27 protein-coding genes are annotated in these 25,209 nt (G+C 68.3%); 12 read left to right on the top strand and 15 right to left on the bottom strand.

Going from position 1 to position 25,209, the window contains the following annotated elements; translation table 11 throughout:
• Positions 1-306: 306 nt before the first annotated feature.
• A complete protein-coding gene (locus HF999_RS22720) occupies positions 307-396 on the top strand; it encodes a hypothetical protein (protein WP_376766507.1) in 90 nt (29 codons plus the stop codon).
• Between the two features lie 63 nt (positions 397-459).
• On the opposite strand, the gene HF999_RS20805 is transcribed toward HF999_RS22720, so the two are convergent.
• Positions 460-771, bottom strand: a complete 312-nt coding sequence (locus HF999_RS20805) for a helix-turn-helix domain-containing protein (protein WP_168547719.1) — start codon at positions 769-771, stop codon at positions 460-462.
• 159 nt (positions 772-930) lie between these two features.
• Between HF999_RS20805 and HF999_RS20800 the strand changes: the two genes are divergently transcribed.
• The 5 genes from HF999_RS20800 to HF999_RS20780 are packed head-to-tail and all read left to right on the top strand — an operon-like array spanning position 931 to position 3,042.
• A complete protein-coding gene (locus HF999_RS20800; protein WP_168547718.1) occupies positions 931-1,080 on the top strand; it encodes a hypothetical protein in 150 nt (49 codons plus the stop codon).
• 30 nt (positions 1,081-1,110) lie between these two features.
• A complete protein-coding gene (locus HF999_RS20795) occupies positions 1,111-1,311 on the top strand; it encodes a hypothetical protein (protein WP_168547717.1) in 201 nt (66 codons plus the stop codon).
• The gene (locus HF999_RS20790; protein WP_168547716.1) at positions 1,311-1,583 is read left to right on the top strand and encodes a hypothetical protein; all 273 of its coding nucleotides are present in this window, start codon (positions 1,311-1,313) and stop codon (positions 1,581-1,583) included. Before HF999_RS20795 ends, HF999_RS20790 begins: the two co-directional genes overlap by 1 nt.
• Positions 1,574-2,491: a chymotrypsin family serine protease gene (locus tag HF999_RS20785; RefSeq protein WP_168547715.1), complete on the top strand. Its 918-nt coding sequence runs from the start codon at positions 1,574-1,576 to the stop codon at positions 2,489-2,491. The genes HF999_RS20790 and HF999_RS20785 overlap by 10 nt, the downstream gene beginning before the upstream one ends.
• The gene (locus HF999_RS20780) at positions 2,488-3,042 is read left to right on the top strand and encodes a protein kinase family protein (RefSeq protein ID WP_168547714.1); all 555 of its coding nucleotides are present in this window, start codon (positions 2,488-2,490) and stop codon (positions 3,040-3,042) included. Before HF999_RS20785 ends, HF999_RS20780 begins: the two co-directional genes overlap by 4 nt.
• A 152-nt stretch (positions 3,043-3,194) precedes the next feature.
• On the opposite strand, the gene HF999_RS20775 is transcribed toward HF999_RS20780, so the two are convergent.
• Both HF999_RS20775 and HF999_RS20770 read right to left on the bottom strand, forming a co-directional pair.
• The gene (locus HF999_RS20775) at positions 3,195-3,746 is read right to left on the bottom strand and encodes an Rv0361 family membrane protein (RefSeq protein ID WP_446697300.1); all 552 of its coding nucleotides are present in this window, start codon (positions 3,744-3,746) and stop codon (positions 3,195-3,197) included.
• 342 nt (positions 3,747-4,088) lie between these two features.
• Positions 4,089-4,685, bottom strand: coding sequence for a recombinase family protein (locus tag HF999_RS20770; RefSeq protein ID WP_168547713.1), 597 nt, complete (start codon positions 4,683-4,685; stop codon positions 4,089-4,091).
• A 409-nt stretch (positions 4,686-5,094) separates the two neighbouring features.
• On the opposite strand from HF999_RS20770, the gene HF999_RS20765 reads away from it, so the two are divergent.
• Complete coding sequence (locus HF999_RS20765; protein WP_168547712.1) at positions 5,095-5,301, top strand: hypothetical protein; 207 nt, start codon at positions 5,095-5,097, stop codon at positions 5,299-5,301.
• Between the two features lie 136 nt (positions 5,302-5,437).
• On the opposite strand, the gene HF999_RS20760 is transcribed toward HF999_RS20765, so the two are convergent.
• The 6 genes from HF999_RS20760 to HF999_RS20735 form a co-directional block, all read right to left on the bottom strand.
• Positions 5,438-5,653, bottom strand: coding sequence for a hypothetical protein (locus HF999_RS20760; RefSeq protein ID WP_168547711.1), 216 nt, complete (start codon positions 5,651-5,653; stop codon positions 5,438-5,440).
• A 49-nt stretch (positions 5,654-5,702) separates the two neighbouring features.
• On the bottom strand, positions 5,703-6,131 hold the full coding sequence (locus HF999_RS20755; RefSeq protein ID WP_168547710.1) for an SMI1/KNR4 family protein: 429 nt from the start codon (positions 6,129-6,131) through the stop codon (positions 5,703-5,705).
• 111 nt (positions 6,132-6,242) lie between these two features.
• The gene (locus tag HF999_RS20750; RefSeq protein WP_168547709.1) at positions 6,243-6,671 is read right to left on the bottom strand and encodes an SMI1/KNR4 family protein; all 429 of its coding nucleotides are present in this window, start codon (positions 6,669-6,671) and stop codon (positions 6,243-6,245) included.
• Positions 6,672-6,723: 52 nt separating this feature from the next.
• The gene (locus HF999_RS20745) at positions 6,724-9,714 is read right to left on the bottom strand and encodes an HNH endonuclease (protein ID WP_168547708.1); all 2,991 of its coding nucleotides are present in this window, start codon (positions 9,712-9,714) and stop codon (positions 6,724-6,726) included.
• A gap of 241 nt (positions 9,715-9,955) precedes the next feature.
• Entirely contained in the window at positions 9,956-10,930 is a 975-nt protein-coding gene (locus HF999_RS20740) for a hypothetical protein (protein WP_168547707.1), read from the bottom strand.
• Complete coding sequence (locus HF999_RS20735; protein ID WP_168547706.1) at positions 10,930-11,175, bottom strand: hypothetical protein; 246 nt, start codon at positions 11,173-11,175, stop codon at positions 10,930-10,932. The genes HF999_RS20740 and HF999_RS20735 overlap by 1 nt, the downstream gene beginning before the upstream one ends.
• Positions 11,176-11,569: 394 nt before the next feature.
• Here HF999_RS20735 and HF999_RS20730 point away from each other — a divergent pair, with 394 nt between their 5' ends.
• Positions 11,570-12,607 (top strand): MspA family porin, encoded by a 1,038-nt coding sequence (locus HF999_RS20730; protein ID WP_168547705.1) that lies wholly within the window; start codon positions 11,570-11,572, stop codon positions 12,605-12,607.
• A 73-nt stretch (positions 12,608-12,680) separates the two neighbouring features.
• Here HF999_RS20730 and HF999_RS20725 read toward each other — a convergent pair whose 3' ends face one another.
• From HF999_RS20725 to HF999_RS20705, 5 genes are all read right to left on the bottom strand, one after another.
• Positions 12,681-15,926, bottom strand: coding sequence for a DEAD/DEAH box helicase (locus HF999_RS20725; RefSeq protein ID WP_168547704.1), 3,246 nt, complete (start codon positions 15,924-15,926; stop codon positions 12,681-12,683).
• A 61-nt stretch (positions 15,927-15,987) separates the two neighbouring features.
• Positions 15,988-17,007: a beta-ketoacyl-ACP synthase III gene (locus HF999_RS20720; protein WP_168547703.1), complete on the bottom strand. Its 1,020-nt coding sequence runs from the start codon at positions 17,005-17,007 to the stop codon at positions 15,988-15,990.
• Positions 17,008-17,094: 87 nt separating this feature from the next.
• Positions 17,095-18,102 carry a DUF8320 family protein gene (locus tag HF999_RS20715; protein WP_168547702.1) on the bottom strand — a complete coding sequence of 336 codons (1,008 nt, stop codon included), beginning with the start codon at positions 18,100-18,102 and terminating at the stop codon, positions 17,095-17,097.
• Entirely contained in the window at positions 18,099-19,298 is a 1,200-nt protein-coding gene (locus HF999_RS20710; RefSeq protein WP_168547701.1) for a sensor histidine kinase, read from the bottom strand. Before HF999_RS20710 ends, HF999_RS20715 begins: the two co-directional genes overlap by 4 nt.
• A complete protein-coding gene (locus HF999_RS20705; RefSeq protein WP_168547700.1) occupies positions 19,286-19,984 on the bottom strand; it encodes a response regulator transcription factor in 699 nt (232 codons plus the stop codon). Before HF999_RS20705 ends, HF999_RS20710 begins: the two co-directional genes overlap by 13 nt.
• Before the next feature lie 153 nt (positions 19,985-20,137).
• Between HF999_RS20705 and HF999_RS20700 the strand changes: the two genes are divergently transcribed.
• Entirely contained in the window at positions 20,138-20,446 is a 309-nt protein-coding gene (locus tag HF999_RS20700; protein ID WP_312854227.1) for a LuxR C-terminal-related transcriptional regulator, read from the top strand.
• Between the two features lie 9 nt (positions 20,447-20,455).
• On the opposite strand, the gene HF999_RS20695 is transcribed toward HF999_RS20700, so the two are convergent.
• Complete coding sequence (locus tag HF999_RS20695; RefSeq protein ID WP_168547699.1) at positions 20,456-21,355, bottom strand: LysR family transcriptional regulator; 900 nt, start codon at positions 21,353-21,355, stop codon at positions 20,456-20,458.
• A gap of 121 nt (positions 21,356-21,476) precedes the next feature.
• Here HF999_RS20695 and HF999_RS20690 point away from each other — a divergent pair, with 121 nt between their 5' ends.
• The 3 genes from HF999_RS20690 (at position 21,477) to HF999_RS20680 (ending at position 25,084) form a co-directional block, all read left to right on the top strand.
• Positions 21,477-22,841, top strand: a complete 1,365-nt coding sequence (locus tag HF999_RS20690; protein ID WP_168547698.1) for an MFS transporter — start codon at positions 21,477-21,479, stop codon at positions 22,839-22,841.
• Positions 22,838-23,566, top strand: a complete 729-nt coding sequence (locus HF999_RS20685) for a 3-hydroxybutyrate dehydrogenase (RefSeq protein ID WP_168547697.1) — start codon at positions 22,838-22,840, stop codon at positions 23,564-23,566. Before HF999_RS20690 ends, HF999_RS20685 begins: the two co-directional genes overlap by 4 nt.
• A 144-nt stretch (positions 23,567-23,710) precedes the next feature.
• A complete protein-coding gene (locus tag HF999_RS20680) occupies positions 23,711-25,084 on the top strand; it encodes an acyltransferase (RefSeq protein WP_168547696.1) in 1,374 nt (457 codons plus the stop codon).
• Positions 25,085-25,209 lie beyond the last annotated feature (125 nt).

Raw genomic sequence — 25,209 nt, 5'->3', positions numbered from 1 at the left:
CACACCGCTCTCACGATCCCGGGCAACCCGGACCACATCATCGCGGAACTCTTTCGGATAGGGCTTAGGCACGATGGCCATCCTTCCAGGCTCACCCTCCCAGGCAAGCCAGATCAGATGTCACCTATCGGTGCAGCAGTCCCTACTGCGCGCGTCCAGAGATCATCAGGCGTGTCCTAGACGAGGCTGTCGCCGAGGTTTCACGCCAGAGTCCGGTCGATCTCAGCGGTCGTGGCAACACCGCCGGGTCCGGTGGTAGTCGGTGGGCCCCTTGCGATTGCTCAGCGGTCCGCCGCCTGAAAGGCGGTGACCGGGCTCGAGATCGTTCCGACCCGCCGCGTTGCCGGACTCGGTGAGCGGCAGCGCGCCGGGCTGCTCGAGAAGTTCGCGGCGTAGGTTCAGCGCCGCCTGGATCGAGGCCTGTCACCGCGAGGTGGCGGGCCTTCGTCGTCGGGTGCGCTATCGCCGAGTCTGGCGGCGCCGCACTCGTGTGACGACCTGAACCTCTTCTACTTCTAGGGCTGGCACGGGCAGTCCGTCCAAGAGCGCTCCGGGCGATGTCTCCAGAGCGACAGCGATGAGCATCAGAATCTGAACGCGCGGGCTTTGCTGACCACGCTCGATGCGGGCGTAGTTGCTGGCGTGCATGTCGAGACGCTCAGCGACCTGCTCCTGGGACAGCTTGAGCTTCTCCCGCCGTGACTTCAGCCGCCGCCCGAGTTCTTCGACGGTCGGGTCGAGTGCTGGCTTCTGGCGTACGTCCGGCTTCATGGCGGCAACCACTACAGCCGGTCTGACCGCGCCTGACCAGATCGTTTACCACCTGGTTGTAGTCGATCAGATCGAAATCAGCTAGGTTGTCGTATGTGTCTGGTTCTCTAAAACAGAGAACGACCACGCCTACTGCAGACATGCGATCAAGGAGCGCCCATGGCCGAGTTCAAGTCCGTCTCGAGCTACAAGCATGAGATCGAGCACCAGACCAAGTACTACGGCGCCGACGGCTGGCGGCTTCACAAGTTCCATGACGATCCGGCTGACGACTCGAAGGTTCTCATCGAGTTCGTTCGCGGCGAGTAGCCGTATCGAAAGCGGCAGAGGAGGATTCGCATGGGCGACAAGGGTGATACGTACGGGGCGCTCGTGAAGGCGTGGGCGCGCTTCAACTGGGAATTTCTCACGAACTACATCTCGGTTGGCATCACGGTCGTTATCGCGCTGGTCGTGATCGGCTGCTGGATCTACTCCAAGGGGCACAAGGCCGGCGTGGCGGAGGCCAAGGAAGAGCTGGCCAAGAAGAAGGCGACCTGATGAACGACGTCACCGTCCGACTGCGGAATCTCCTGACCGGTGAGTGGACTCGGTACCAGCCCGAAGCCTGGCTGGAGGACTACTTCGCGTTCGTGGAGGACTCGCTCTGCTGTTGGCGCGACACGGTCGGTGGATCGTTCGGTGTCACTGGCACGCCCGAGCAGGGGCGGCTGACGGTCTGCGACATCGATGGCGAGGTCGTTCGTGACTATGACTGGCGCGCCGTCGTCGCCGACGCCCCTGCGAGTCCGGCAGGATGTCGGTGGCGGTGACGCGCGTTGCCGCCGCGGTCTCGTTCGTGGTGCTTGCGGCAGCGGCGATGGCGGGCTGTGGCCTCGGGCGGCCCGAACAGACGCCGTGGCCGAAGACGAGCAGTGTGTTCGATGCGACCACGACGATGCCGACCACCACTGCGGAGACCACACCGGTCGCAGCGACGACCACCGCCAGATATTCGGGCACGCTCCCGGCATCGGGGCCATGGGTCTCGGTCTCCCCGCGCAGCTTCCCGAGGGACCAGGACGGCTGGGCGTACGGCGTGGAGCCCGCCCCGGGAATCGCTGCTTTCCAAGCGGAATCGGGTGGCGACCTCGGGGGCTGCACCATCGGATTCCCCATCGCGGACAGCAAGGGCACCGTGGCGTTCCTTTCGGCCGGGCACTGCGATCGCCGAAACGGCGAGCGCCTGAAAATGTTCACCACGCCGGACAACGCATATTCGCTGGAGCTCGGCGACTACCAGCAGGGACGGGACGACGTGTCCCCGTCAGGTGCCCCTGACACCCCGATCGCGGGCGCTCCGTCCCGTGACTATGCGGTGTTGACCATGGGGCCGCAGCTGTACCGCAGCTACAGCACCCGGCTCGCGCCTGGGGTCCGACTGCGCGGGATGATGCCTACGAATGCGGTGCAGACTCTGCCGAATGGCACGGCGATCTGCCGCAACGGCGCTCGGTCCGGGATCACGTGCGGCCCGCTCATCTCCGCGACGGACAAGACTTTTTCCTGGCGCGCAACATCGATCAAGGGCGACTCCGGCAGCGCTGTCTTCGTGGTCAACGCGTCGGGTGAGGCGCTCGGGGTCGGAATCATGTCGCAGACCTCAGCCGACGGCTCGGCGATCGCGACGTACCTCGCGCCCGCATTGCGTCAGTTCGGGCTTGACTTGGTGCTGGGGTGAGCACGACCGTCACCACGGCGGCCGCGCTCCTCGTCGAGCGCGGCGCGCTGGCTGCCGACCTTGTCGTCGACATCATCTCGGTCGTCGCGGACCAGCTGGACGGCTGGGCCGCTGACGGACTCGTCTACGGAACGGTGCAGCCGGATCGGATCACGGTGCTCCTCAACGTCGAGGCGCTCGTCGAGGCGCGGCTCACCGGGTTCCCGAGTCCGCCCGAGGTACTGAGCCCGACGATGCTGATGGCGAATGCGCGATACCTCGCGCCGGAGCTGCTCAGCGGCAACGATTTCACGACGGGTGCGGACACATACTCGCTGGCGTGCACCGCGTTCGAGCTGCTGAGGGGTTCGGTTTCGTTCGCCGGCGGGACGGTGGCCGAGATGCTGGCGCGGGCGAGCAGGGGAGTACTGCCCGCCGCGGACCTGCCGGGCGATCTTGGCGTCGTGCTGGCCACCGCGCTGGCTCCGGATCCGTGTGATCGGTACGAGAGCGCGGGGGCGTTCTCGGCGGCGCTGCGGCGGGCTGTGTGTGACCGTCATGCGCCCGGCTGACCCGACCGGGCCTGATCAACGAGTGCTTGCACCGACAGCGCGTGCGCGACATGTCGGCCGATGACTGTGCTCGAGGTCTGGAAGCCCCGGCCGCGGTCGTGGGTCGGTCCGAGCACGGGGGTGGAAGTCTGCAGCACGCTGTGGGGCTCAACCTATGCGGGCGGCCCGGACAGCTTCCAACCCAAGATCGACGTGCGGCGGCGATCAGCGACGTCCTTCCCCCAGTCGCACACCTTCCAGTTGCCGTTCTCCTTGACGAGCTCGAAGCCGACGCTCTCGCTGATGTATTCGGCGCTCGTGTCATCCGAGGTGCGTCCGCTTACCGAGCCGGGTGAATAGGCGGTGTCGAGTGTCAAGGAGATCTGTTGCTCCATCGACCCGGACCAGGCCTGCGCCGTGATTTGAACACCCTGGGGACGCGTTTCAGGCGCGCCCGGCGTACGCCGCGCGAGGCAGGTCAACGCGGTTCGACTTGCGCCACCGTCGTCCTTGTTCCAGCTGTCACCCCACGCCCGAACTGCTGCTTTGATCTCTGTCTCAGCGCTGGCGTGCAGTCGGATCGATACGATCGCGGGTACCCCGACGATCACAACGAGAATCAGGGCTACGATCCATGGCCACCTTCGACGTCTTGGCCGCGGCGGGGGTTGGAGTGGCGAAGGATGCCCGACAGAATATTGGCTACCAGGCCCGCTCTGGTACATGGGTTGGAGCATAGAAGCTGAGCGGAGGCCTGTCTGTCCCTCGTTCAGAGGAACGGGCGCTGTGTGGCGTCGGAACGCGCCGCGAATGCCAGCACAAGCGTTGGCCAAGCCGCGCGCCCTGCCCCGCCGCTTCATCCTCCCCGTGTAGGGTCTGCGCGTGGAAGTCGGTCTCGGTCGCCACGTGATGGGCGGGCCGTGTAAGTCGTCTGATTGTGAGCAGACTATGCAATCGGGACTTGTGCCGCGCTCGGCACATTGTCACCCGCCAAGGCTCGCGGCGAATTCCTTGGACGCTGACATGTGTACCTCCGTGGGAGGTGGGTCGGACTGAAGTGGATCCGACTACGTCGCCTTCGCCTTGGCGATGTACCTGAATGCCGTTGCCCGGCTGACACCGAACATGCTGCAGACCTCGGCGATGGGCTCGCCCCCTCGGTAGAGCCGGACCAGACGGGCCTGCTGGGCCGCATCCAACCTCGGCGGTCGCGTGGCCGGTAGCCCGCGCGCGACCCGTGCCGACCTGCTCGCCGCCCGGCGCTCCTTTCCGAGTTCGAGCTCGAGTTCGGCAAGCGAGGCCATGATCGCAGCGATAGCGCGCCCGGTTGCGGTCGACGTGTCCACGCCTTCGCGGAGCGCGACCACTGTGATCCCGCGCGCGGTGAGGTCAGCGACGGTCGCGGTCACCTCGGCTACGCTGCGTCCGAGCCGGTCGAGCGCGACTACGACGAGTCGGTCACCGGTTCGGAGCCAGCCGAGCGCCTCCGCGAGCCCCGGGCGCTCGGTGCCGGCCGACCCGCTCAGCTGATCGCTGAAGATGCGGTCCGGCTTGATGCGCGCGGCGGCGAGCCCATCGTGCTGCTGATCCAATGACTGGTGGTCCGTGGAAGTGCGGATGTATGCGGCAGTGGCTCCGACTGCAGGGCTTGAGGTTTCGGGCATGACATCAGTCTCGCACCGACGTATGTCAGGTTCTGAGACTCGAGAATCGAGACCGGGATCTGAGACCAGACGACCTGGACCGGAGCAAGGGGCGAATCGGACACGGGCTGCCGTCTCATTCCTTTAGTTTTGAGCCGCGGTGGTGAGGCTGATCGGCCGGTACGGAAACCGGGAGGGTGTCGGTGCCGCCGATACCTTCCGCGTTTCCGTACCCGCACCCCTGACCACCGCCGAGGGCTCTCCCCGTTCCCGCGCCGTACACATCATCTTCGCGACAGCACGAACATGATCCTGTTCATGCCGCGAGATCGCCCTCGCCGCGCAGAGCGGCGTCCCCGTCGACCAGGTGGCTGCGGAGTTCGACGTCAGCGCAGCGACGGTCCACCGCTACTCCATGGAGTGAGCGGACGTGCAGCGCACGATCCGGCAGCTCGACCCGTACGAGCGCGAGTCGACCGTCTTCGCCTGCCGTCGCGGCGGTCGCCGCCGGTGGGAGCGGGAGCTCGGCAGCGAGGTGATGCGGGAGCCGCTCGGCGAGGAGCAGGCCGGTCCCCGGCCACTTTGCGTGATCGCGCAAAGATACAGGTCAGCCAGACAACCCGCGGAGGCCACCTGATCCCGTCAGCCCCGCGGGGCAGGATCCGAGCATGCATCACGCTACCTCGCCCTCTACTGCTCCGCCCCTGCCGCCTCCGCCTCCTGGTTCCGGTAGCCTCGTCACCGGCAATGACCGCCATCACCGACCCGGACGGCTACGTGCTCGAGATCCGCTTCGCAGCAGCCTGAACCGCCATGGCACTACGCGCCCGCGCCGACCGCGCGGCCAGAGCATCGGCCTGCCCATGGCCTTGCCCGAGGAGGAGGCCGCTCAGCTGGTGCGACTGGTGCAGGCCGGCGAGCCGGTCGCGATGGTGGATGGCGGCGGAGGCGTTCGGAATCAGTCGCGCCTCGGTGTACCGGATCGTCAAAGGAGCGGCGAGCGAGACTACGGCACGTCTCGCGCTCGGTCTCTACTAACTAATCTGGTAGTGGCGGCCAAGAGGGCATTGACTCTACAACTTCCTCCCAGGAGTCTGCGTACCTCGACATGATTTCTTCACTAGGCTCCTCCAGTCCTAGGCTGACAGCGTGGTCGTAATCTGCAAAATACACCGCTCCGTCATCAAGGCGGATTGCTAGCGCGCCGCCGCCACCAGCGGAAACAACCGGAGCATACTCCTTTGGAATCCAGCTATCGAATCCACTGCTGCGATTGGCCACAGAAAACGAAGAGTTGAGCGTGTCGACTAGAATGCCTTTGCCGGGAAGCAAATGGGGGAGCAGGTCACCCGTTCCGACAGTGAGAACAAAGTTCTCGTAACCCTCGGGCAGCCTGCCGATTGACGCTTCGACCGATCGTAGCTCGTCAATTGCCCACGGCGTCAGTTCCTCATCTGCGAGATCCAACTTTTTTCTGTCATTCCTTCAATCGCCAGTAGGGCGGCATTATTGCAGTTTCACTGCTTCGTACTACCTGCCACCCGTCTCGGCCTGCGCCTGCGCTCGTCGGAGCAGGCGCTATTCGTAGATTGAGTCCCACGAGCCCATTTGGTCGACGAGCAAGTTCCACGAGTCCAAAAATCGTGACATAATCTCTTCGCTCGGGTCGTCCTCCAATCCCAGGTCGACTCCGCGGTCATAGTTGGCGATAAAGACTTCGCCGGTTCCCGTCTTTATAGCAAGCGCTCCACCGCTTCCCGACACAACCGGAACATACTCCGCTGGAACCCAGGCGTCGAATCCTCCGCCGCGGTTAGCTACATACAAAGGCGAGAGAAATCCGTCAACAATAATTCCTGCGCTCGGGACCACTCGGGGGGAAAAATCCCCGGTGCCCACAGCGAGAACGAAATCTCGATACTCTTGAGGCAGGGGGCCGATTTGCTCCTCAACTTCCTGAACCTGCTCAGGAGTCCAGGGGACCAGGCCATCGTTTTCGAAGGGCATAGCTTGCACCTTTGCGACTAGATACGGGAAGGCTGATACTAATATCATACACCTACTTTGGCCGGAGCGCATTTCCTCCAGCGTGCCTGACCGCAATGTTATGCAGATCCTTAGGGACCAGCTGCATCGTCTTTAGGTCTTGGTTGTGATGCCAGACGTATCCGTCAGGGATCGGGTTGTTCTTGTCAAATCCTGCAATTTTGTTGGCGGCAATCTCATCAGGTCCGTGACCTTTGAACCCGCCGGGGAGTTCGATGGTACGGATCGAGTAGGGACCAAAGTCTGGGAAGCCGTCTGAGGTGAACCGGACACCGTCAGGATACTTCTTCAGAAGTTCATCACGCACGGGTTTTGGAGAGTTCCGGAAATCGTAAGTATGTCCGGCCCACCTTCCGTTCGACGGGTGCTTTCCGCTGGGCAGTCGGCCGACCCCGGCAGGCCATTCTTTAGGCGGGTTGAAATTCGGGTCAATCTTCGGAGGAAGGTTGCCGGGCGCGGGTTGTCCGTCGGTCAATCTAGTAGGCGGCGCCCCTTCCGGCTTCGGAGGAAGTGTCGGCGTCTGCGGCTTGACCGGAGGTGTGACGTCCGGCTTGACCGGAGGCGTGACGTCCGGCTTGACCGGAGGCGTGACGTCGGGCTTGTCGAGGACTTTGTCGCCGACGTTGACGGTTTCCCGTTCCTTGGGAGTGCCGGTTGCGGCTCGGACGCCCTTGGCGATGCCCTTGACGGCGGCGCCTTCTGGTTTGAGAGGCGGCACGAACGATAAGGCTGTGTCGATGTTGTCGAGGGTGGTGGTGAGGATCTGCGCGCCGGTGTAGTCGCGTGTGACGGTGCCCTTGCCAACGTCGATCCGGCCGCTGCCGAGCGCGGGGGAGTCGTCGATGCGATCCCAGTAGGCGGGGTATTCCCCGCCGTTGTCCTCAACCTGACTGAGTGAGGAGCCGTCAGACATGCGGTACTTGGTCGTGTAGACGCCGTTGTGTACCGACGTTGTCTTCTCGACGGGATAGACATCCTTAGGGAAGAACTTCTTGTACTGTTCTCCTTCCGCGCCCAGGACGTCGTTCCACGCGCGGGCGGTGTTCTCTGCATCGCGTTGCGCGAGCTCGCTGGGGCGCGGATCGCCGGCAGCGGCCGGAACGTCATCAGCCTGCTTCCTCGCTGCCTCTGCGGCGCGCTGTCGCGCCTCTTCAGCCGCCTGCTGCTCCAGTTCGGCCTTGCGTGCCAGCACCGGCGCCATCGGATCGGTCGGCGCGTCCGGGTTCTGTACCTGGGGAAGTGTTTGACCCAACGTGGCTACGGCGCGCTCACGCGCTCGTGCAGCGGCCGCGAGTTCCTCTACGGCCTTGTTGGTGTCTGCGTCCCGTTGTTGCTGGTCGAGTTGCTCCTGAGTGTATGGCCCGTAGGCGCGCGGTAGGGAGAGCGACAGCGGCGTTGAGGTGACCACCTGCGCAGGCTGCGCCGGTTCGGGTGAAGAATTGTCGGCGCCTTCGCCCGATGCCCCTCCACGTCCGGGTGTCTCATCATCTCCGGGCGGGTCAGCGAGGATCGGATTGTTGTTGCCCTCCGGCCGGTCGATGGTTTGGACGAGGTCGTCGCCGTCGCGGGTGTAGCTGGTGGGGATCTTCTCCCCGGTGACGGTGTCGTAGGCCCATGGGGTAAATCGGTTGACTTCGTTGCCGTCGCGGTCGTAGGTGGAGAGGGATCCGTCGTCGTTGACGTCGACGCTGCCGCCTTCGGGGCGGTCGACTTCGTTGATGTTGAACCGGTACTGCGACGGTGCGTCGGCGTTCTCGGACAGGATGAATGTCCGCTTCCCGTCGGGGGTGGTCCACTCCTTGTAGTTCTCGCCGTCGACCTGATCGTTCGGAGTCATGTCGTTGGTGGGGGCGGACCCGTCAGCGTTGAGCGGGCCGGCCTTGCGGCCGCGACGGCCGGTCATCAACGCCGACACTTCCCCGACGAGGTACGCCCACGACGGTGCGCCGTCCTTCTTCTCCCCGTCACCGTTGTCGGGCCCGGTATCGGTGCTGCCGCCGTTGTTGCTTGAGTCGCCGCTGCCGGGGCTCCCGGGAACGCCTGCACCGTTTCCTGCGCCGGGGACGGCGCACTGGGACTCGGTCTTGGTGACCGTCACGGTGGGGCTGCTCGGATGCCCGGACTGCGTCGGTTGACCGCTCTGCTGCTGACCAGTCTGGTCAGGACGCCCGGGAGCTGTCGTGCGCACCGGATTCTGCTGGCCGGTCTGCTGGCCCTGCGCCGGCTGCTGTCCGCCTTGGCCGGGTTGTTCGTTGCCGGGGATGTTTGGGGCCTGCTGGCCGGGGGTGCCGAACTGCGGGGTCTGGGCTTGGATGCCGGGGCCGTTGTCCCCGCCGCTCCCGGCGGGCGATGGCGAGGTGGCGCCGGTGTTGCCACCGGTCTGCTGCCCACCGCCTTGGTTGCCCTGCTGCCCGCCGGCGGTTTGGGTGGGCGGGTCGAAGGTCAGCGTCGGCCCGCCCGGGCCGGGTGGGCAGGTCGCATCCCCCGGGCACACCGCGTTGGCGGCTCCGGCTCCGACGCCGGTGGTGGCGGCGAATCCCATCATCCCGACAGCGACGACGATCCCGGCGACCGCGGCGGCGGCGCGCACCTGCGACGGTGCGGGTGCGCCGACACCGGTCTCACGGAGCTTGCCGAGGCCGGCGAAGAGGATCTTGCCGACGACGACCATGACCAGCCAGAAGGTCAAGAACACCACCGGCACGGGGGTGAACCGGGGGGCTTCGATGGAGAACAGCACGCCGCCGATGAGTCCGGCGAGGCCGATGATCGTGAGGAACGCACCCTGCAGTCGCTGCTGCAGCACCGAGTGCGACGGCGCGTCGGACGCGGGATCGGTCTGCGCGGGGTTGGCCGGCCCTGCTGCGGTGCGGGCGTGCCGCGGGCTGCTGGGTGGCAGCGGCGTGGGCTGGGGCTGCCGCGGGGTGGGTGTGGGCATCAGGACACTCCAGAGTGCAGGGAAGTGGATCGGAGATTCGGCGATGTGCCGGGTGATGGATGCCAAGCTTCCACAGGTTTCGGGTTTGTCAACCGCCGAGTCTGACTAAACACGCGTTCTTGCAGGCCAGGACTGGTTTGTTTAGCGGTGTTTAGTGGGGTGACTAAACACGGCACCACGGTTCGGAGCTTGTTCAACAGCTCACTAAACAACGCAAATCGCCCATCATCGCGAGGTGAGCTGGCCTTCGAGCAGCGGTCGTCCGCGGGGTTGCTGTCTCTGCCTCGGCATGTGTTCATCGGTGGCCTCATGCGGTCACGGCGCCGAGGGCGAGGCCGAGACCCAGGATCATGACGAAGAGCGCGATGAACACGCCGGCGATCATCTGGTGCACGCGAAGCGTCTGCAGGGAGGCGGCTTGAGAGGCGGCCCAGAACTCCGAGACGACCCCGGGCGGGAGGTGCGCAGTGGTCGCCGCACCGAACCGGAACGCCGCACTTTGGGTGCCCGCCGCATTGGGGGTCGGGCTGAGTGCGATCAACGCGTCCGCGGTCAAGGTCAGGCGTACGTGGTCGTAGAGCCAGGCGCGGGGCCGGCCGGCCGCGAGCCATCGGTGGGCGTCTTGCTCGAGTGCGCTGCGGGCTATCAGGACCGGCCGGGCCCGCTGCGCCCACGTCGACAGGCGCGGCCAGACTTCGATCAGGCGCAGGTCTGTCAGCTGCAGCCTGCCGCCGTTCTCGTCGTCGTGCCCCGGGTTCAGGACGCCGAGGTCGACGAGCTCTGTTGCGAGGTGCCGTGCACTATCGGGGACCTCCGCGGCGCGAGGTGTGAGCTCGCCGGTCGACGAGACCGCCACACAGCTCAGAAGGAGAAGCCGCACGTCTTCTAGGCGGGCCGGCTCCGTAGCGTCAGCATCGGCTGCCCACTGTTCGGCGGCGGCTGCGATTTGTGTGAGCACCGGTAGCGCGGGGTCGCGGCCGGTGGCGGTGTTGAACAGGTGCTGCCACTGCGGCACCGTCACCACATCGTCCCCGACCACACTCTCGGTGGTGGCGCGGGCGGTCAGCCACACCAGCATCGGTTCGATGGTCTCGAACTCCGCTGGTAGGTGCCGTCCGGTGCGCCAGTTCGACACCGTCGCCGCACTGACTCCGACTGCGTCGGCAACGGTGCGCACCGTCGGGGAGCCGGCCAGGGTGAAAAGCCGGCGCAGCGCTGAGGCGAAGATCGTCGCACCGTCAGCGCCGGCGTCAGCGGGCGGCGCGGGGATCGGGGGTGGCATCAGCGGGTGCCGGTGCGGGCGGCGTTCCACACCGCGGTCGCGCCGCCGACGACGAGGTTGCTGGCGAGCATCATCACCAGCACGAAGACCACGAAGACCAGGGGCATCGTGAACCGCTCGCCCCAGGCGTTGAGGTGGGAGACGGCGAACCCGCAGCCGATCAACATCACCAACCCGATAACCAGGCCGGCCGCTTTCCGGGCGAGCGCGCGGAGCTCCTCGTTAGCGGTGGCATCTGCGTTCACGTTGCTCGTCGCAGGTGGTGTCGGCGCAGCCGATACGGCACCAGTCTCGGGCGAGGGTACTGGTTGCTGAACGGGAAGTTGTCGGGTCTCGTCCGCGGACATGGGCTCACCCTTTCGGTACGCTTACGACATCAAGGCACGTTAGGTGGATCTTCGTCATCCGCCTGAACCTGACCGTAGCGGATCAGCATTGCGTTGACGAACTATGGATTCGGTATCGATCAGGATCGGACTGAGCGCCGATCCCTCGTCGTCCCGCGGCTCCGCTGCGGCGATGTCGGGCCAAACATGCTGGCGCAATGCGTGTTACGGGTTCTGGCTCGATATGGAGTCGTCGCGCGCCCATGCGGATGCCTGCGCTTCACCCCTCGCGCCAACTCCGAGTATGGGCAGGATGTACGACAACTGTGATCGATCTGTTATCTACACGCATTGCAAATCCTGTGCCCACTGTGGTGCTATTGGGGCTGTTGTTGCAGATGTGACATTGTTGATCGACTTCACCTGGGGAGACCACCACATGCCCACCGCGCCTCGCATTCACCCGTCCCGGCTACCGCGGACGCTGATCGCGCTATGTGCCGCTGCGGCCGCGGTCACGCTCGCCGCTGGCCCGGCAGTCGCCGCGCCCGTTCCAGCGCCCAAGCCGACTCCGGCGGCGGCGGCTGCTTCGCCGGCCGCAGCTACGGTGGCTCCGCCGCCGGCGCCCTTGATGCGCGTGCCCGTTCCCGGGCAGATCCGCACCGGCGAGTTCGCCGACACCAGCCGTGAACTGATCACCCGCGACGGCTGGAAAGTCACCGTCTCCAAGTTCGGCGAGAAGCTCGACTCCGTCCCGCCCCTGAACCGATCGCCACAAAGCTTCGAAGGATTCAGCTCCGTAGGTGGCGAAGCGAAAATCGAAGCCGCACACCCCAACGACCCGAAACGCAAGCCCACCAGCAAAATCAAGTCCGCCACGCTCACCACAGGCGTTCAGGTCGGCTGCGCCGTGACCGCCGATAGTTTGACTGTGGGTGGGTCGCTGTCGAACCCGACCACCGCCTCGATCACACCGACCGTGACCGCATCCGGCACCGTCACCGGACAGGGCCAAGGCGGCTCCAGCGGCGGCCAAGGCGGTGGCAGCGTCTCCGGCACCGGAACAGGCTCGCTGTCAGGCACCCTGTCGGACACCGTGACTGAAACGGGCAATATCTCCGGAGTTGTGAAACCCGGTACCACCAAGGACATTCCGTACGCGAAGAAGGCTGTCGTCGGCCCCAATGCCCAGGTCATGTCCCGCGACATCCGCATCGCTGTCGACAACTGCATCGGCGGCGTCCAGATTCGGACATATGCGACAGTTGCGGTCAGTACAGATGCTACCGACGACACCCTGACCACGTTCGGCAAGCCGATCTTCCTGACACGCCCGGAGCAGAACCGGTAGGGCGCCGATACGTCGCGCGGGGACGAGCTGCACCGTGGCGTGCACCTGGTCGCCCCGGCCCCGGCCCGAAACCTCAGTCCTCGAACAGCGCCCGGATGTCGGACTCCGCGAGCCGGGCGTCGAAGCCGCCCTCCCCGCCGACCACGGACTCGAACAGCGCGGCCTTGCGCTCCTTGAGCGCCATCACCTTGTCCTCGATGGTGTCCGCGGAGACCAGCCGGTAGACCATCACGCTGCGGGTCTGCCCGATGCGGTGCGCGCGGTCGATGGCCTGCGCCTCTGCCGCGGGGTTCCACCACGGGTCCAGGAGGAAGCAGTAGTCGGCCTGCACCAGGTTCAGGCCGAAACCGCCGGCCTTGAGCGAGATCAGGAACACCTGGACCTCTCCTGAGGTGAACCGCGAGATCGCCGCGGGCCGGTCGGTCGTCGACCCGTCGAGGTAGGCGTACTCCACGCCCTCCTCGTCGAGGCGCTCGGCGGCCTTGCGCAGGAACCCGGTGAACTGGCTGAACACCAGCACCGCGTGTTTCTCCTCGAGCAGCTCGTCCAGCTTCTCCACCAGGAAGTCGAGCTTCGCGACGTCCTCGACCGCCAGCTCCTCGTCCACCAGCGACGGGTCGAGCGCGAGCCGGCGCAGCATCGTCAGCGACCGCAGGATCTCGAACCGGTTGCCCTCGAAGTCGTCGAGCAGCCCCAGCAGCTTCGCCCGTTGATCGGCGAGGATGCGGTCGTAGGTGTGCCGGTGCTCCTCCGAGAGTTCCACCTGCACCACGGATTCCGTCTTCTCCGGCAGATCCTTGGCGACGAGGTCCTTGGTGCGGCGCAGCATGAACGGCCGGACTCGCCGGCGCAGCCGGGCGAGACGGTCGTCGTCGCCTCCCCGCTCGATGGGCCGGCGGTACTCCTCGGCGAACCACGAGCGTCCCGGGAACAATCCCGGCACGGTGAGCGCGGTGAGGGCCCACAGCTCCTCGAGGTGGTTCTCCATCGGGGTGCCGGTCACGGCCAGGGTGAAGGGCCGGTCGAGCATCGTCACCGCGGCGAACGCCTTCGAGCGCGGGTTCTTCACGAACTGCGCCTCGTCGAGGATCACGCCGGCCCACCGCACGCCCGCGTACTCCTCGGCGTCCAACCGGAGCAGCGTGTAGGAGGTCAGCACCACATCGGCGCCCGCGACGACCGCGGCGATCGACGATCCGGATTTCCGTGAGGTCTCGGACACGACCGCGACCGACAGGTGCGGCGCGAACCGCTTGCATTCGGCGGCCCAGTTGCCCACCACGGAGGTCGGTGCCACCACGAGAAAGGGGCCGGGACGGGCCTCGTCGGGGCCCGACCCCTCGTGCGCCCGGCAGATCAGGGCCAGCGTCTGGACCGTCTTACCGAGACCCATGTCGTCGGCCAGGATTCCGCCGAAGTCGTTGTCGTGCAAGAACGCCAGCCAGTCCAGGCCGTCGCGCTGGTACGGCCGCAGCTCGGCCTTCAAGGTCGACGGTGCCTCCTGCCGCGCGAGGTCGCCCGCCGTCAGGGCGCCGACCCGGCGGGACCAGTCACCGTCGAACTCGACCCCGTCGGCGAGGTCGGCGAGGTCGTCGACGAGGCCCGCCTGGAACCGGCTGATCCGCAGGCCGTCGCGGTCGGTGCCGGGCCCCGCCGCCAGACCCGCGCGCCGCGCGCCGCGCGCGGGCAGGTCCCGGGCCTCCCCGATGAGCTCGCGGAGCCGGTCGAAGCGCTCACCGTCGATGCGCGCGAGCACGCCGCCGGGGGTGACGAGCGTGTCGTGGCCCGCGGCGACGGCGGTGAAGACGTCCCGGAAGGGGACCTCCTCGCCGTCGACCTCGACGGCCACCTCGAGGTCGAACCAGTCCGTCGACGGGTTGTCGGAGTCGCTGCGCACCCGCACGGACACCGAGGCCGCACTCTCCGCCCAGCGGAACCCGGGATCGTCGACGATCTCGACGGTCACCGACGGCACCGACCGCAACACCGGCGCGACCTCGGCCAGCCAGACCGCGGCCTCGGTGCCGCGGTAGAAGCCCTGCGAGTGGTCCACGCCCACGGCGGCCTCCCGCAGCGATACCGCCATCGCGCGGGTGATCCGCTGTTGCCCGACCGCGTCCGCGAGACCCGCCGGCTCGCGCCCGAGCGCGTAGTCGCGGACCTCGCCGCCGACGGTGTACCGCCACTTCCAGTCGACCTCGAGTTCGGCGGCCCCGGGGAAGTACCGGGCGGTGCACACCAGCTCGGGCCCGAGGACCTCGACCTCGCCGACCAGCTGGTCCGGGTCGCGGACCGGCGCGACCGCGGCCAGGTAGGGCAGGTACTTCTCGCGCAGTTGCGGGACGGCCGCGGCGGGCACGACCACGGGCGTGAAGCGGCGCAGCGCGCCGGTGTGCTGGGCCGAGAGCGGAGGGTGCAGCGGCGCGAGTCGCAGCACGTCGCCGTCCTGCTGGAACACCCCGAGCGCGCGGTGCGCGCCGAGCAGCCCGCCGGTGAAGGGCCGCGGACCGTCGCCGAAGTCGACCTCGCGGTCCAGCTCGACGCTCCCGTCGGCGGACCGCGCCACCAGCCCGAGCCGCGTCGGCGGACAGAGGACGACGGTGCCGCGGGCCTTCTTGGTGAGCAGCGGCACGCCCGCGTCGCGGACCGCCCGGAGCTGGTCCCACAGCAGCGGTGTGTCGACCATCCCGAGGTCGGCCCACGCGTCCACGCCGTACAGCGACCACGTGATGAGCTGCGCGAGCGGCGCGAGGGCCTCGCGCTGGGCGGGGGAGACGCGCGGCGCCGTGGCGATGGTGCGCCAGCGCACGTCTCCGGCGACCCAGGTCCCGTCGCGCATGCCGGGCGTCGCGAGACGTACCTGGAGTCGCTGGCCGGCGACCACGCCCCGCTCGTCCACGTCGAACTGCAGCGCGACGGGCAGGACCGCGGCGCTCGTGCGCGGGGCGTCGGGGAGCAGGGCCTCGAGCTGCCGCTCCCAGGGGTCCGGCGGCTCCACGCCGCCGTCCTCGACGTCCTCCGCCGTGAGCTCGAGCAGCAGGGCCGCGCCGTGCTTGCAGTTCATCGCGACGGGGCAGGTGCAGTGCGAGCGGACGGGCCGCCACCGGGAGCCGGTGGGTGCGATCCAGACCTTGGTGTCGTACTCCCGGGTGCCGGCCACCACGCCGGTCACCAGGCGCTTCTCGTCGTCCCACTCGAGATCGCCGATGAGGCCGGTGCCCACGTACTCGCCCGCCCGCCGGACGGTCGGCCCCCCGAAGAATCCGATCAGGTCCTCGGGGGTGAACGAGGGCCCTGTCCCGGCAGTCGATGCACTCATGGTCAAGCGGACAGTCTAGCGCGGATCGGTGAACCCCCGCCCGCTCACCGGACGGCGCCCCTCACTCGAAAGGGGCGGGCGGCAGCGTGACCACCTGGGCGGCGTAGCTCAGGCCCGCGCCGTAGCCGAGCAACAGCGCGGTCTGCCCCGGCTTCGCGCGCCCGCTGGCGAGCAGGTCGTCCATCGCCAGGGGGATGGAGGCGGCGGAGGTGTTGCCGGTGTGCTCGATGTCGTCGGCGATGACGGTGTGCTCGGGCAGGTGCAGACTGCGGGCGAGGAGCTCGTTGATCCGCGAGTTCGCCTGGTGCGGGATGAACACCTCGACATCGTCGGCGGTGATGCCGGCGGCGTCGAGCGCCCGCTGGGCCGCCTTGCCCATTTCGAATGCGGCCCAACGGAACACCGCGGTGCCCTCGAGTCGTAGGTATGGCCGGTCGGCGTGGTCGTCACCGTCGAGGAAGGTGATCCAGTCGATGTCCTGCCGGATCGCGTTGAACTGGGTGCCGTCGCTGCCCCACACGACCGGCCCGAGCTGTTGCTCCTCGGTCGGGCCGACGATCACCGCGCCCGCCCCGTCGCCGAAGATGAAGCAGTTGCCGCGGTCGGTCATGTCCATGCTCACCGACAACTGCTCGGCGCCGATCACCAGCACCCGGCCGGCGCTGCCGCCGCGCACCATGTCGGCGGCGATCGCCATGCCGTAACCGAAACCCGCGCACCCCACGGTCACGTCGAACGCGGGGACCCCGTTCGCGCCCAGCTCGGTGGCGACCTTCACCGCGGCGGCGGGCGTCTGCAGGTAGTGGGTGTTGGTGGCGACGATGACCGCGTCGATGTCCGCACCGGTGAGCAGGGCGTTGGCGACGGCGCGCCGCCCGGCCGAGACGGCCATCTCGACGACCGATTCGTCGCGCCGGGCGAATCGCCGCGTTCGGATCCCGGTGCGGGTGTAGATCCATTCGTCGGACGAGTCGATGTTCTCGCAGATCTCGTCGTTGGTGACCACGCGCTCCGGGCGGTACGAACCGATCCCCAGCAGTCCGATGGTCCGCGTCCCGGTGGCCTCCGCGAGAATCGTCATCCGTGCACCCCTTGCTCGTCGTCGGGTCGCCAATCCGACACCCGCATTGTTGGTAGTTTGCTACTCAACACACGGTAGTGCAAGGGGTCAGGCCGAAACGGGCAGCTCGATCCGGATCGTCTCGCCGTCGGGCGCCCGCAGGAGGACGGTGGCCGCCAGGGGCCGTCCGGGCGGGACGGCGCGCGCCGTCACCGATCCGGCGGGGAGTGAGTCGACGGCGTCGGCGATCCGGTCGCGGATGGCGTCGGCCACCGGCACCGCCAGGTCGCGCAGGCCGCCGTCGTCGAGGAGCACGACATCGACGCCGCGCCGCCGGGCGCGGTCCGCCGCGTCCGAGACGCGTGGGGAGAGCAGCCCGGGGGCCCGCACGGAGTCCCGCAACCGCGCCTCGACGATGCGGCACTCCAGTCGTTCGGCGGCCGTCAGCGGGACCCCGGTCGCGAGCCGCTCGAGCATCGGGCGCGCCTCCCGGTCCAGGAAGTCGCGCTGTCGCGCGCGCACCTCCCGGGCGGTCTCGGCCGCGGCCTCGGCGGCGCGTCGCTCCCGGGTCCGCGCCCGCATCGCGAAGGTCCACCGCGCCACCGGCCGGAGCGTCAGCGCGAAGAACGTGGCGGTCAGCGTCACCGTCGTACTCGGCAGGCAGCGCAGCACCCCGTCGAATGCACCGTGCCCGCGGTCGACGGCCCACCACACCACCACGGACCCCGTCAGCGCGACCGACACCCAGGTCGTGATCGCCCGTCCGCGCACGGCGAGATACGAGGTCAGTACGGCGCCGGCGCCGATCGGCCAGGTGGTCAGGGCGAACGAGTACTCGGCGGGCAGGAAGGGGAACACGCTCAGCGCCCCGACCGGGCCGCCCGCGGCGACGACCACGGTCCACGGCCACGGCAGCGGGTCGCCGGGGGCGCGGACCAGCACCATCGCACTGACGAGGAGCCCGACGAGGCCCACGGCTTGCGGCCACGCCGGATCCAGGTCGGCGCGCGCGTACCAGGCGAGGACGGCGAAGGTCGCCACGAAGGCCCAGGCCAGCGCGGTCGCGCCCCGGTTGCGCATGCCGATGATGTCGCGGACGTCCTGGTCGTTCCTCATCGCGTCCACCGGACCGTCACCACGGTGCCCTCGCCCGGCGCCGAGTCGACGGCCGCCGCGCCCCCGGGGATCGACCGCATCCGGCCCAGGATGCTGCCCGCCACGCCGAGCCGGTCGGGCGCGACGGTGCGCGGGTCGAATCCGGGGCCGTCGTCGCGGACGATCACGCGAAAGCCCGACTCCTCGAAGGCGGCGTCGACCCAGGCGCGGGCCGTCCCGGCGTGCCGCTGCACGTTGCGCAGCGCTTCCGCGGTCGCGGCGATCGCCCCCGTCAGCGCGTGCGACGGTACGCGTCCGGCGTCCGGAGCGACCTGTGCCGACCAGTGGGCGTGGGGCGCGCTACGACCGACCGCGGCACCGAGTGCTGCTGCCGCCGCGCCCGCTGTCGCCTCCTCCCGATCGCTCGGTCCCTCGTAGTCGTCGACGGCGACGAGCACGGTGCGCGCGTGGTGGGCGATGGCCGCGGCGTCGTCGATGCGGGTCGCGGCGAGCAGCGTCGCGATCACGTCGTCGTGGACGAGCGCGGCGAAGCGTTGCTGCTCGTCGCCGCGGGCCTGTGCCGAGGCCTCGGCGGCCGTCGCCTCCAGGGCCTCGGCCTGTGCGAGGTCGAGTCGGCGCCCGGCGCGCCACGCGACGATGGCGGCGAAGAGGAACACCGCCGTGAACACCAGGGAGAACAGCAGCGCCGGGACGTACGGGTCGTGCGAGGCGCCCACCCGGTGGTTGAGCAGCACCGTGCCGACCACGACGGCGACCCCGTATCCGGCGGCGATCGCCGGCCGTGCGGGCATCGCGACGGCCATCGCGGCGAGGGCGGGGATGTAGTAGAGGAAGTGATCGCCCGGCAGTTGCAGGGGGCTGATCGCATCGGCGAGCAACCACAGCAGGACCGAGCCGAGGTAGCCGACGCCCGCGGCCAGCGCGGCCCACCCGATGGCCCGGCGGTGCGCGCGGGCGAAGCTCGCGGGCAGCAGGGCGGCGCCGCTCCCGAAGACCGCGGGCACGGTGATCCCGGTGAGCCACGGAGCGATGCGCCAGGCGTCGAGCACGGAGGGGAACGTGGTGATGAGGTCGAACAGGTAACCCGCGGCGATGAATCGGGCGAACACCCTGGTCAGTCGCTCGTCCGCGCCGACCGGGCCCTCGGGACCCGACGCCGGGACGGGCCCGCCGGTCTGCCTGGTCAGCGCGGCCATCGCCGCCTGCGCGGCGCCTGCAGGAATCCGTCCTCGACGGCCCGCTGGTACATGTGCAGCTTGGTCTCCGCCGGGCGTCCCTGTAGCGCGTACTTGCCGCGGATCCGGTCGATGTAGCTCTCCACGGTCTTCGGGGAGAGCGCCGTCAGTGCGGCGACGCGGGCGGTGGTCTCGCCCGACGCGTACAGCGCGAGGACCTCGCGCTGCTGGGGGCTCAGCCCCACGTCGGAGAAGTCCGGGTCGCCGTCGATCGCCGCGGCCCACTCGGTGGTCACGACGGGGCGCTCGTCGGCGGTGTCCCGGACGGCCTGCACGAGCTCGGCCCCGCTCACCGTCTTCGGCACGATGCCCCAGACGCCGCACCGGGCGGCCTGGCGCGCGAGATACGGATCGGTGTCGAAGCTGCCCGTGTACACCAGCACCCGGGACCCGGCGGCGTGCAGCTTCTCGATGTTCGCCTCGGGGGCGGTGCCGTCGGCGAGCAGCAGGTCGAGCACCACCACGTCGGGGCGGCCGCGGGCGAGCAGCTCGCCCACGCTCGGTGCGTGGCCGACGAACTCGAGGTCGTCGACGGCGGACAGGCTGGCCTCGAATCCGAGCACGATCAACGCGTGATCCTCGACGATGCCCACGGTGTGCGTCGCGCGGTTCGCCGGCTGGTCGACGACCGCGTCCGATTCGGTCATGAGAGAAACATACGCTGTCGCCTCGGAGTCGTCGGGGCGAGTGAAAGATCATGCCGGATCGTCTGTTTCGTTGTCCTTGGGTAATGGTGAGGGGGACTTCCCCGGCGGGGCGGACCCGCTTTCGGGGCCGCTGTCCCGTCACTAGGGTCGACGGTGGCGAATCCGCCGGATCCGGCGAAGAAGGGGGGAGTCATGACCGCGGCGATGATCACGAGCGAGATGGACGAGCCCGGGCCTGTGTGGTTGACGGAGCGAGAGGTCGAGGTGCTGCGGGCGTGGTTGTGCACGGAGAGTAAGGCTTCCGCGGCGCGCGAGCTGTTCATCGCGGAGTGCACCGTCGCCGAGCACGTGGCGCGGGTCCGGGCGAAGTACGTCGCCGCGGGGCGGCACGCGACCACCAAGACGGCGCTCGCCGCGCGCCTCCTGCAGGACGGTCACATCCGGCTCGACGAGTTGCGCTGAGCCCCGCGCTCATCCCTCGCCGAGCAGCGCGGCGCGCATCGAGCGGACCTGCGCACGCAGCGCCGTGACCACCGCGGCCACCTCGCGGCGCTGCGCCGCCTCGGGCCGCACCACCATCCAGTACTCGAGCTGAACGGACACCTCGTCGGGCAGTACCCGCACGAGCTCGGGGCGATCGTCCGCGAGGAAGCAGGGGAGCAGGCCGAGGCCGGCCCCGGCGCAGGTGGCCTCGACGTGCACGAGGACGTTCGTCGAGCTCAGCCGGTCCGCCATCCCCGGGACGAGCACGCGCGCGAGGTCGAGGTCGTCGACCGTGAGCATCGAGTCGATGAAGTACACCAGCGGCCGCCCCGCCAGCTGCCGGGGGCGCTGCGGTGTTCCCTCGGCGGCGAGGTAGTCCCGCGAGCCGTACAGGCCGAGCCGGTACGGGGCCAGCAGGACCGGCTCCACCCGGTAGGTCGCGGGCCGGCCCACCACCACCTCCATGTCCACGCCGGAGCGGGTCGACGGTGCGCGGCGCGTCACGGTCAGCAGGTCGACGGACAGCCGTGGGTGCGCCCGGCCGAGGGTCGCGATCGCGGGCGCCACGACGCGGGCGCTGAACCCGTCGGTCGCGGCGATCCGCACCTTCCCGTGCAGGTCGTGGTCGGTGTCGGCATCCAGCCCGTGCAGCACGGCCTCGATCCGCTCCGCCGCGGCGACGCCCGAGCGGCCCAGCTCGGTGAGCTCCCAGCCGGCGGCGCTGCGGGCCAGCAGCGGGCCGCCGAGCGCCCGCTCCAGCGCTGCGACGCGGCGCGAGGCGGTGGTGTGGTTGATCCCGAGCAGGTCGGCCGCGGCGGTGTAGCGGCCGGTCCGGGCGACGGCCAGCAGGGTGAGCAGGCCGTCGGCGCTCGGCTCAGGTGTGTGCATGAATGCAGATCCAATCCGCGGATGTGGGCATTGTGTGTGCGATTTTATCCATACATACTGCGTTGAGTATGGCGTGCATCACAGTCGACCGACGCCATGATCCATCACACAAGGAGCGGATATGACGCAGACCGATCTGGAACGGCCCACCGGGCTGCGGAAGATCGTCGGGGCATCGATGGCCGGCACGGTCGTCGAGTGGTACGAGTTCTTCCTCTACGGCACGGCCGCGACCCTGGTCTTCAACAAGATCATGTTCCCGCAGGGCGGCAGCCCGTACGACCAGATCATCGCCGCCTTCATCACCTACGCGGTGGGCTTCGCGGCCCGTCCCATCGGCGGCATCGTGTTCGGTCACCTGGGCGATCGGTTCGGTCGCAAGAAGCTCCTGCAGGTGTCGATCGTGCTGGTCGGCGCCGCCACCTTCCTGATGGGCTGCCTGCCCACTTTCGATCAGGTCGGCTATCTGGCACCGACCCTGCTGGTGCTGCTGCGCTTCCTGCAGGGCTTCGCGGTCGGCGGTGAGTGGGGCGGCGCCGTGCTCCTCGTCGGGGAGCACAGCCCGAACCGGTCGCGCGGGTTCTGGTCGTCGTGGCCGCAGGCCGGCGTCCCGGGCGGCAACATCGTCGCCACCGTCGTCCTGCTGATCCTGACCAGCGTGCTGTCCGATTCCGACTTCCTCGCCTGGGGCTGGCGCATCGCGTTCTGGCTGTCGGCGGTGATCGTCCTGATCGGCTACTACATCCGGACCCAGGTAGACGAGTCGCCGCTGTTCCAGCAGGCGCAGAAGGAGATCGAGGCCGAGAAGGCGGTGTCCTACGGCGTCCTCGAGGTGGTCAAGCGCTACCCCCGCGGCGTGCTCTCGGCGATGGGCCTGCGGTTCGGCGAGAACATCTTCTACTACCTGCTGGTGACCTTCTCCATCACGTACCTCAAGTTGGTGGTGAAGATGAGCACCACGCACATCCTCACCTGGCTGCTCATCGCGCACGCGGTGCACTTCCTCGTGATGCCGATGTTCGGCGCGCTCACCGACCGCGTCGGCCGCCGACCCGTCTACTGGGTGGGCGCGGCGCTCTCGGCGACGTGGGGCTTCTTCGCCTTCCCCATGTTCGACACGGGCAACAACGCCATGGTGGTCGCCGCCATCACGATCGGCCTGGTCTTCCACGCCATGATGTACGCGCCGCAGCCCGCGATCATGGCCGAGGCCTTCCCCACCCGGATGCGGTACTCGGGCGTCTCCCTGGCCGCGCAGGTCACCGCGGTCGTGGCGGGCTCGCTCGCGCCGATCATCGCGACCAAGCTGCTCAAGGCCTACGACGACTCGTTGCCCATCGCCCTCTACCTGGCCGGCGCGTGCCTGATCACCTTCGTCTCCGTGTTCTTCGTGCGGGAGACCCGCGGCATCAACCTGTCGGATGTCGACGCGCGGGACCGCGAGATGCTCGACCGTGCGGCCGCCGACCTGCAGGTCAAGGCGTGAAGGCTCTGGTCACCGGCGGCGCCGCCGGGATCGGGGCGGCCGTCGCGCGCCGGCTGGCCGCCGACGGTGCCCAGGTCACCGTCGTCGATCGCGACGGTGCCGCGGCCGCGGAGGTGGCCGCGGAGATCGGCGGGGCCGCGCTCGAACTGGACCTGACCGACACGGCCGCGCTCGCGGACCTGCGCCTCGACGTGGACGTGCTCGTCAACAACGCGGGTGTGCAGCACGTCGCGCCGATCGAGGAGTTCGATCCGGCGTGGTTCCACCGGATCATGGTGCTCATGCTCGAGGCGCCCTTCCTGCTCACCCGCGCCGCGCTCCCGGCGATGTACGAGCGCGGCGCCGGCCGGATCGTGCACGTCTCGTCCGTGCACGGGCTGCGGGCCTCCAAGTACAAGGCGGCCTATGTCGCCGCCAAGCACGGCGTGGAGGGACTGTCGAAGGTGACGGCGCTCGAGGGCGGCGAGCACGGCGTGACCAGCAACTGCGTGAACCCCGGCTACGTGCGCACTGCGCTGGTCGCGAAGCAGATCGCCGAGCAGGCCGCCGCGCACGGGATCACCGAACAGCAGGTCACCGACGAGGTCTTCCTCGCCCGCCCCGCGATCAAGCGCCTCATCGAGCCCGACGAGGTCGCCGGCCTCGTCTCCTGGCTCTGCAGTCCCGCGGCGGCGATGGTCACCGGTGCGTCGTACACCATGGACGGCGGCTGGTCCGCGAACTGAGGGGAGGGCGAGCCTGGCAGTCTCCTGGGAGGTGCGCGCCGGAGTTGGATCGGCGCTGTGCCACCGGTTACCGTACGAGAGGCCTGTGACCAGGTATTGCTGTGCTGTATTAGGGATTGTTGATCAGTGGGTGTGGACCAGACGATGAGCGAACGCGGCGTCGAGCCGATGGCCGACACATCCGCGAAGCCGAAGCGCAAGGGCGGGCATCTCTACGAGCTCGACATCGTGCGCATCGTGACCTTCGCGGGCGTCATCTTCGATCACTGCGTCTCGGGTACCACGTTCCCGTTCAGTGTGGCGTCCAACGCGGTCCAGACGATCTTCCACTACACGCGCAACGCGTTCTTCGCGCTCACCGGATTCGTCCTGGTCTACCAGTACCGGGACCGCGACCTGGACGCCGTCGACTTCTGGCGGCGCCGGTACAAGGCCGTCGGCCTGCCCTTCGTGACCTGGTCCGTCTTCTACTGGCTCTACCACATGTACGTCATGTGGCCGCCGGCGTTCTCCAATGTCTGGCGCACCTTCGAGACCTGGGAGTCCACGAAGGCGGCGCTCAAGGTGCTCGGGTACGACCTGCTCACCGGCGACGCCTGGTACCACCTCTACTTCGTCTTCGTGACGATGCAGGTGTACCTGATCTTCCCGCTGCTGCTCAAGTTCCTCCGCTGGACCATGGGCTACCACCGGTACATCCTGGCCGCGAGCTTCGTCTTCCACCTGGTTCTGCTGCACTACATGACCAACGCCCGGCCGGAGATGTTCAACTACGGCGTCCTCGCGAAGCTGTGGAACCACCTGCCCGCCACGGTCTTCCCGTATCAGTTCTTCACGCTGCTCGGCTGCGTCGCCGCGATGCACATCGAGGGCGTCCGGGACGTGGTCGTGCGCTATCGCGGACGGGTGATCACCCTGGCGATCGGCGTGGTGATGGCGACGCTGATCGTCTACGGCTCCAAGGTCAGCATGGACGGCATGTTCCCGACCGACGCCGCGAACGTCTTCCGTCCCTACGCGGCCGTCATGTTCGTGATGATCATCCTGGCCCTCTACGCCGCGGGCACGTACTGGTCCGATCACCGCACGCCCGGCTCGTTCTGGGACAGGTTCCTCAAGACCGCCTCGGACCGCTCGTTCGGCATCTTCCTCGTGCACGCCTTCGCCCTGCAGGAGCTCGCGCCCACGATCCAGCGCTTCCGCTTCGACGTGTACGCCCCGATCGTCACGGTGTGCACGTTCGTCGTCACGGTCTTCTTCACCGTCGCGATGACGGAGGTCTTCCGCCGCACCCCCATCAGCCTGTGGTCGACCGGCCGCAGAATGATCCCCATGGCGCAGCAGAGCCTGCGGGTCTCGGTCGGCATCGGCGTCGCGATGATCGTCATCGGCGCGGTCTTCTACTGGCCGCTGGCGGTGCCGGCCGGCGCGGTCGCGGTCTTCCTCGGCGCGGTCCTCGTGGTGTGGCAGGCCCTGGGCCGGACGGTGTTCGCCGGACCGGCCGGGGCGCGGCCCTAGTCCCGCAGTTTCTTCAGCGCGCGGGTCGCGGCGTGGTATCCGCACATGCCGTGGGCGGCGGGTCCGGGTGGTGTTGCGGCGGAGCAGATGTACATGCCGGGGATGCCGAGGTCGTAGGGGTTGCG

Origin of the sequence: Tsukamurella spumae, from assembly GCF_012396015.1 — a bacterium.
Classification (GTDB): Bacteria; Actinomycetota; Actinomycetes; order Mycobacteriales; family Mycobacteriaceae; genus Tsukamurella; species Tsukamurella spumae.
The sequence above is the reverse complement of the archived record's forward strand: the minus strand, read 5'-3'. Positions and strand labels throughout refer to the sequence as shown.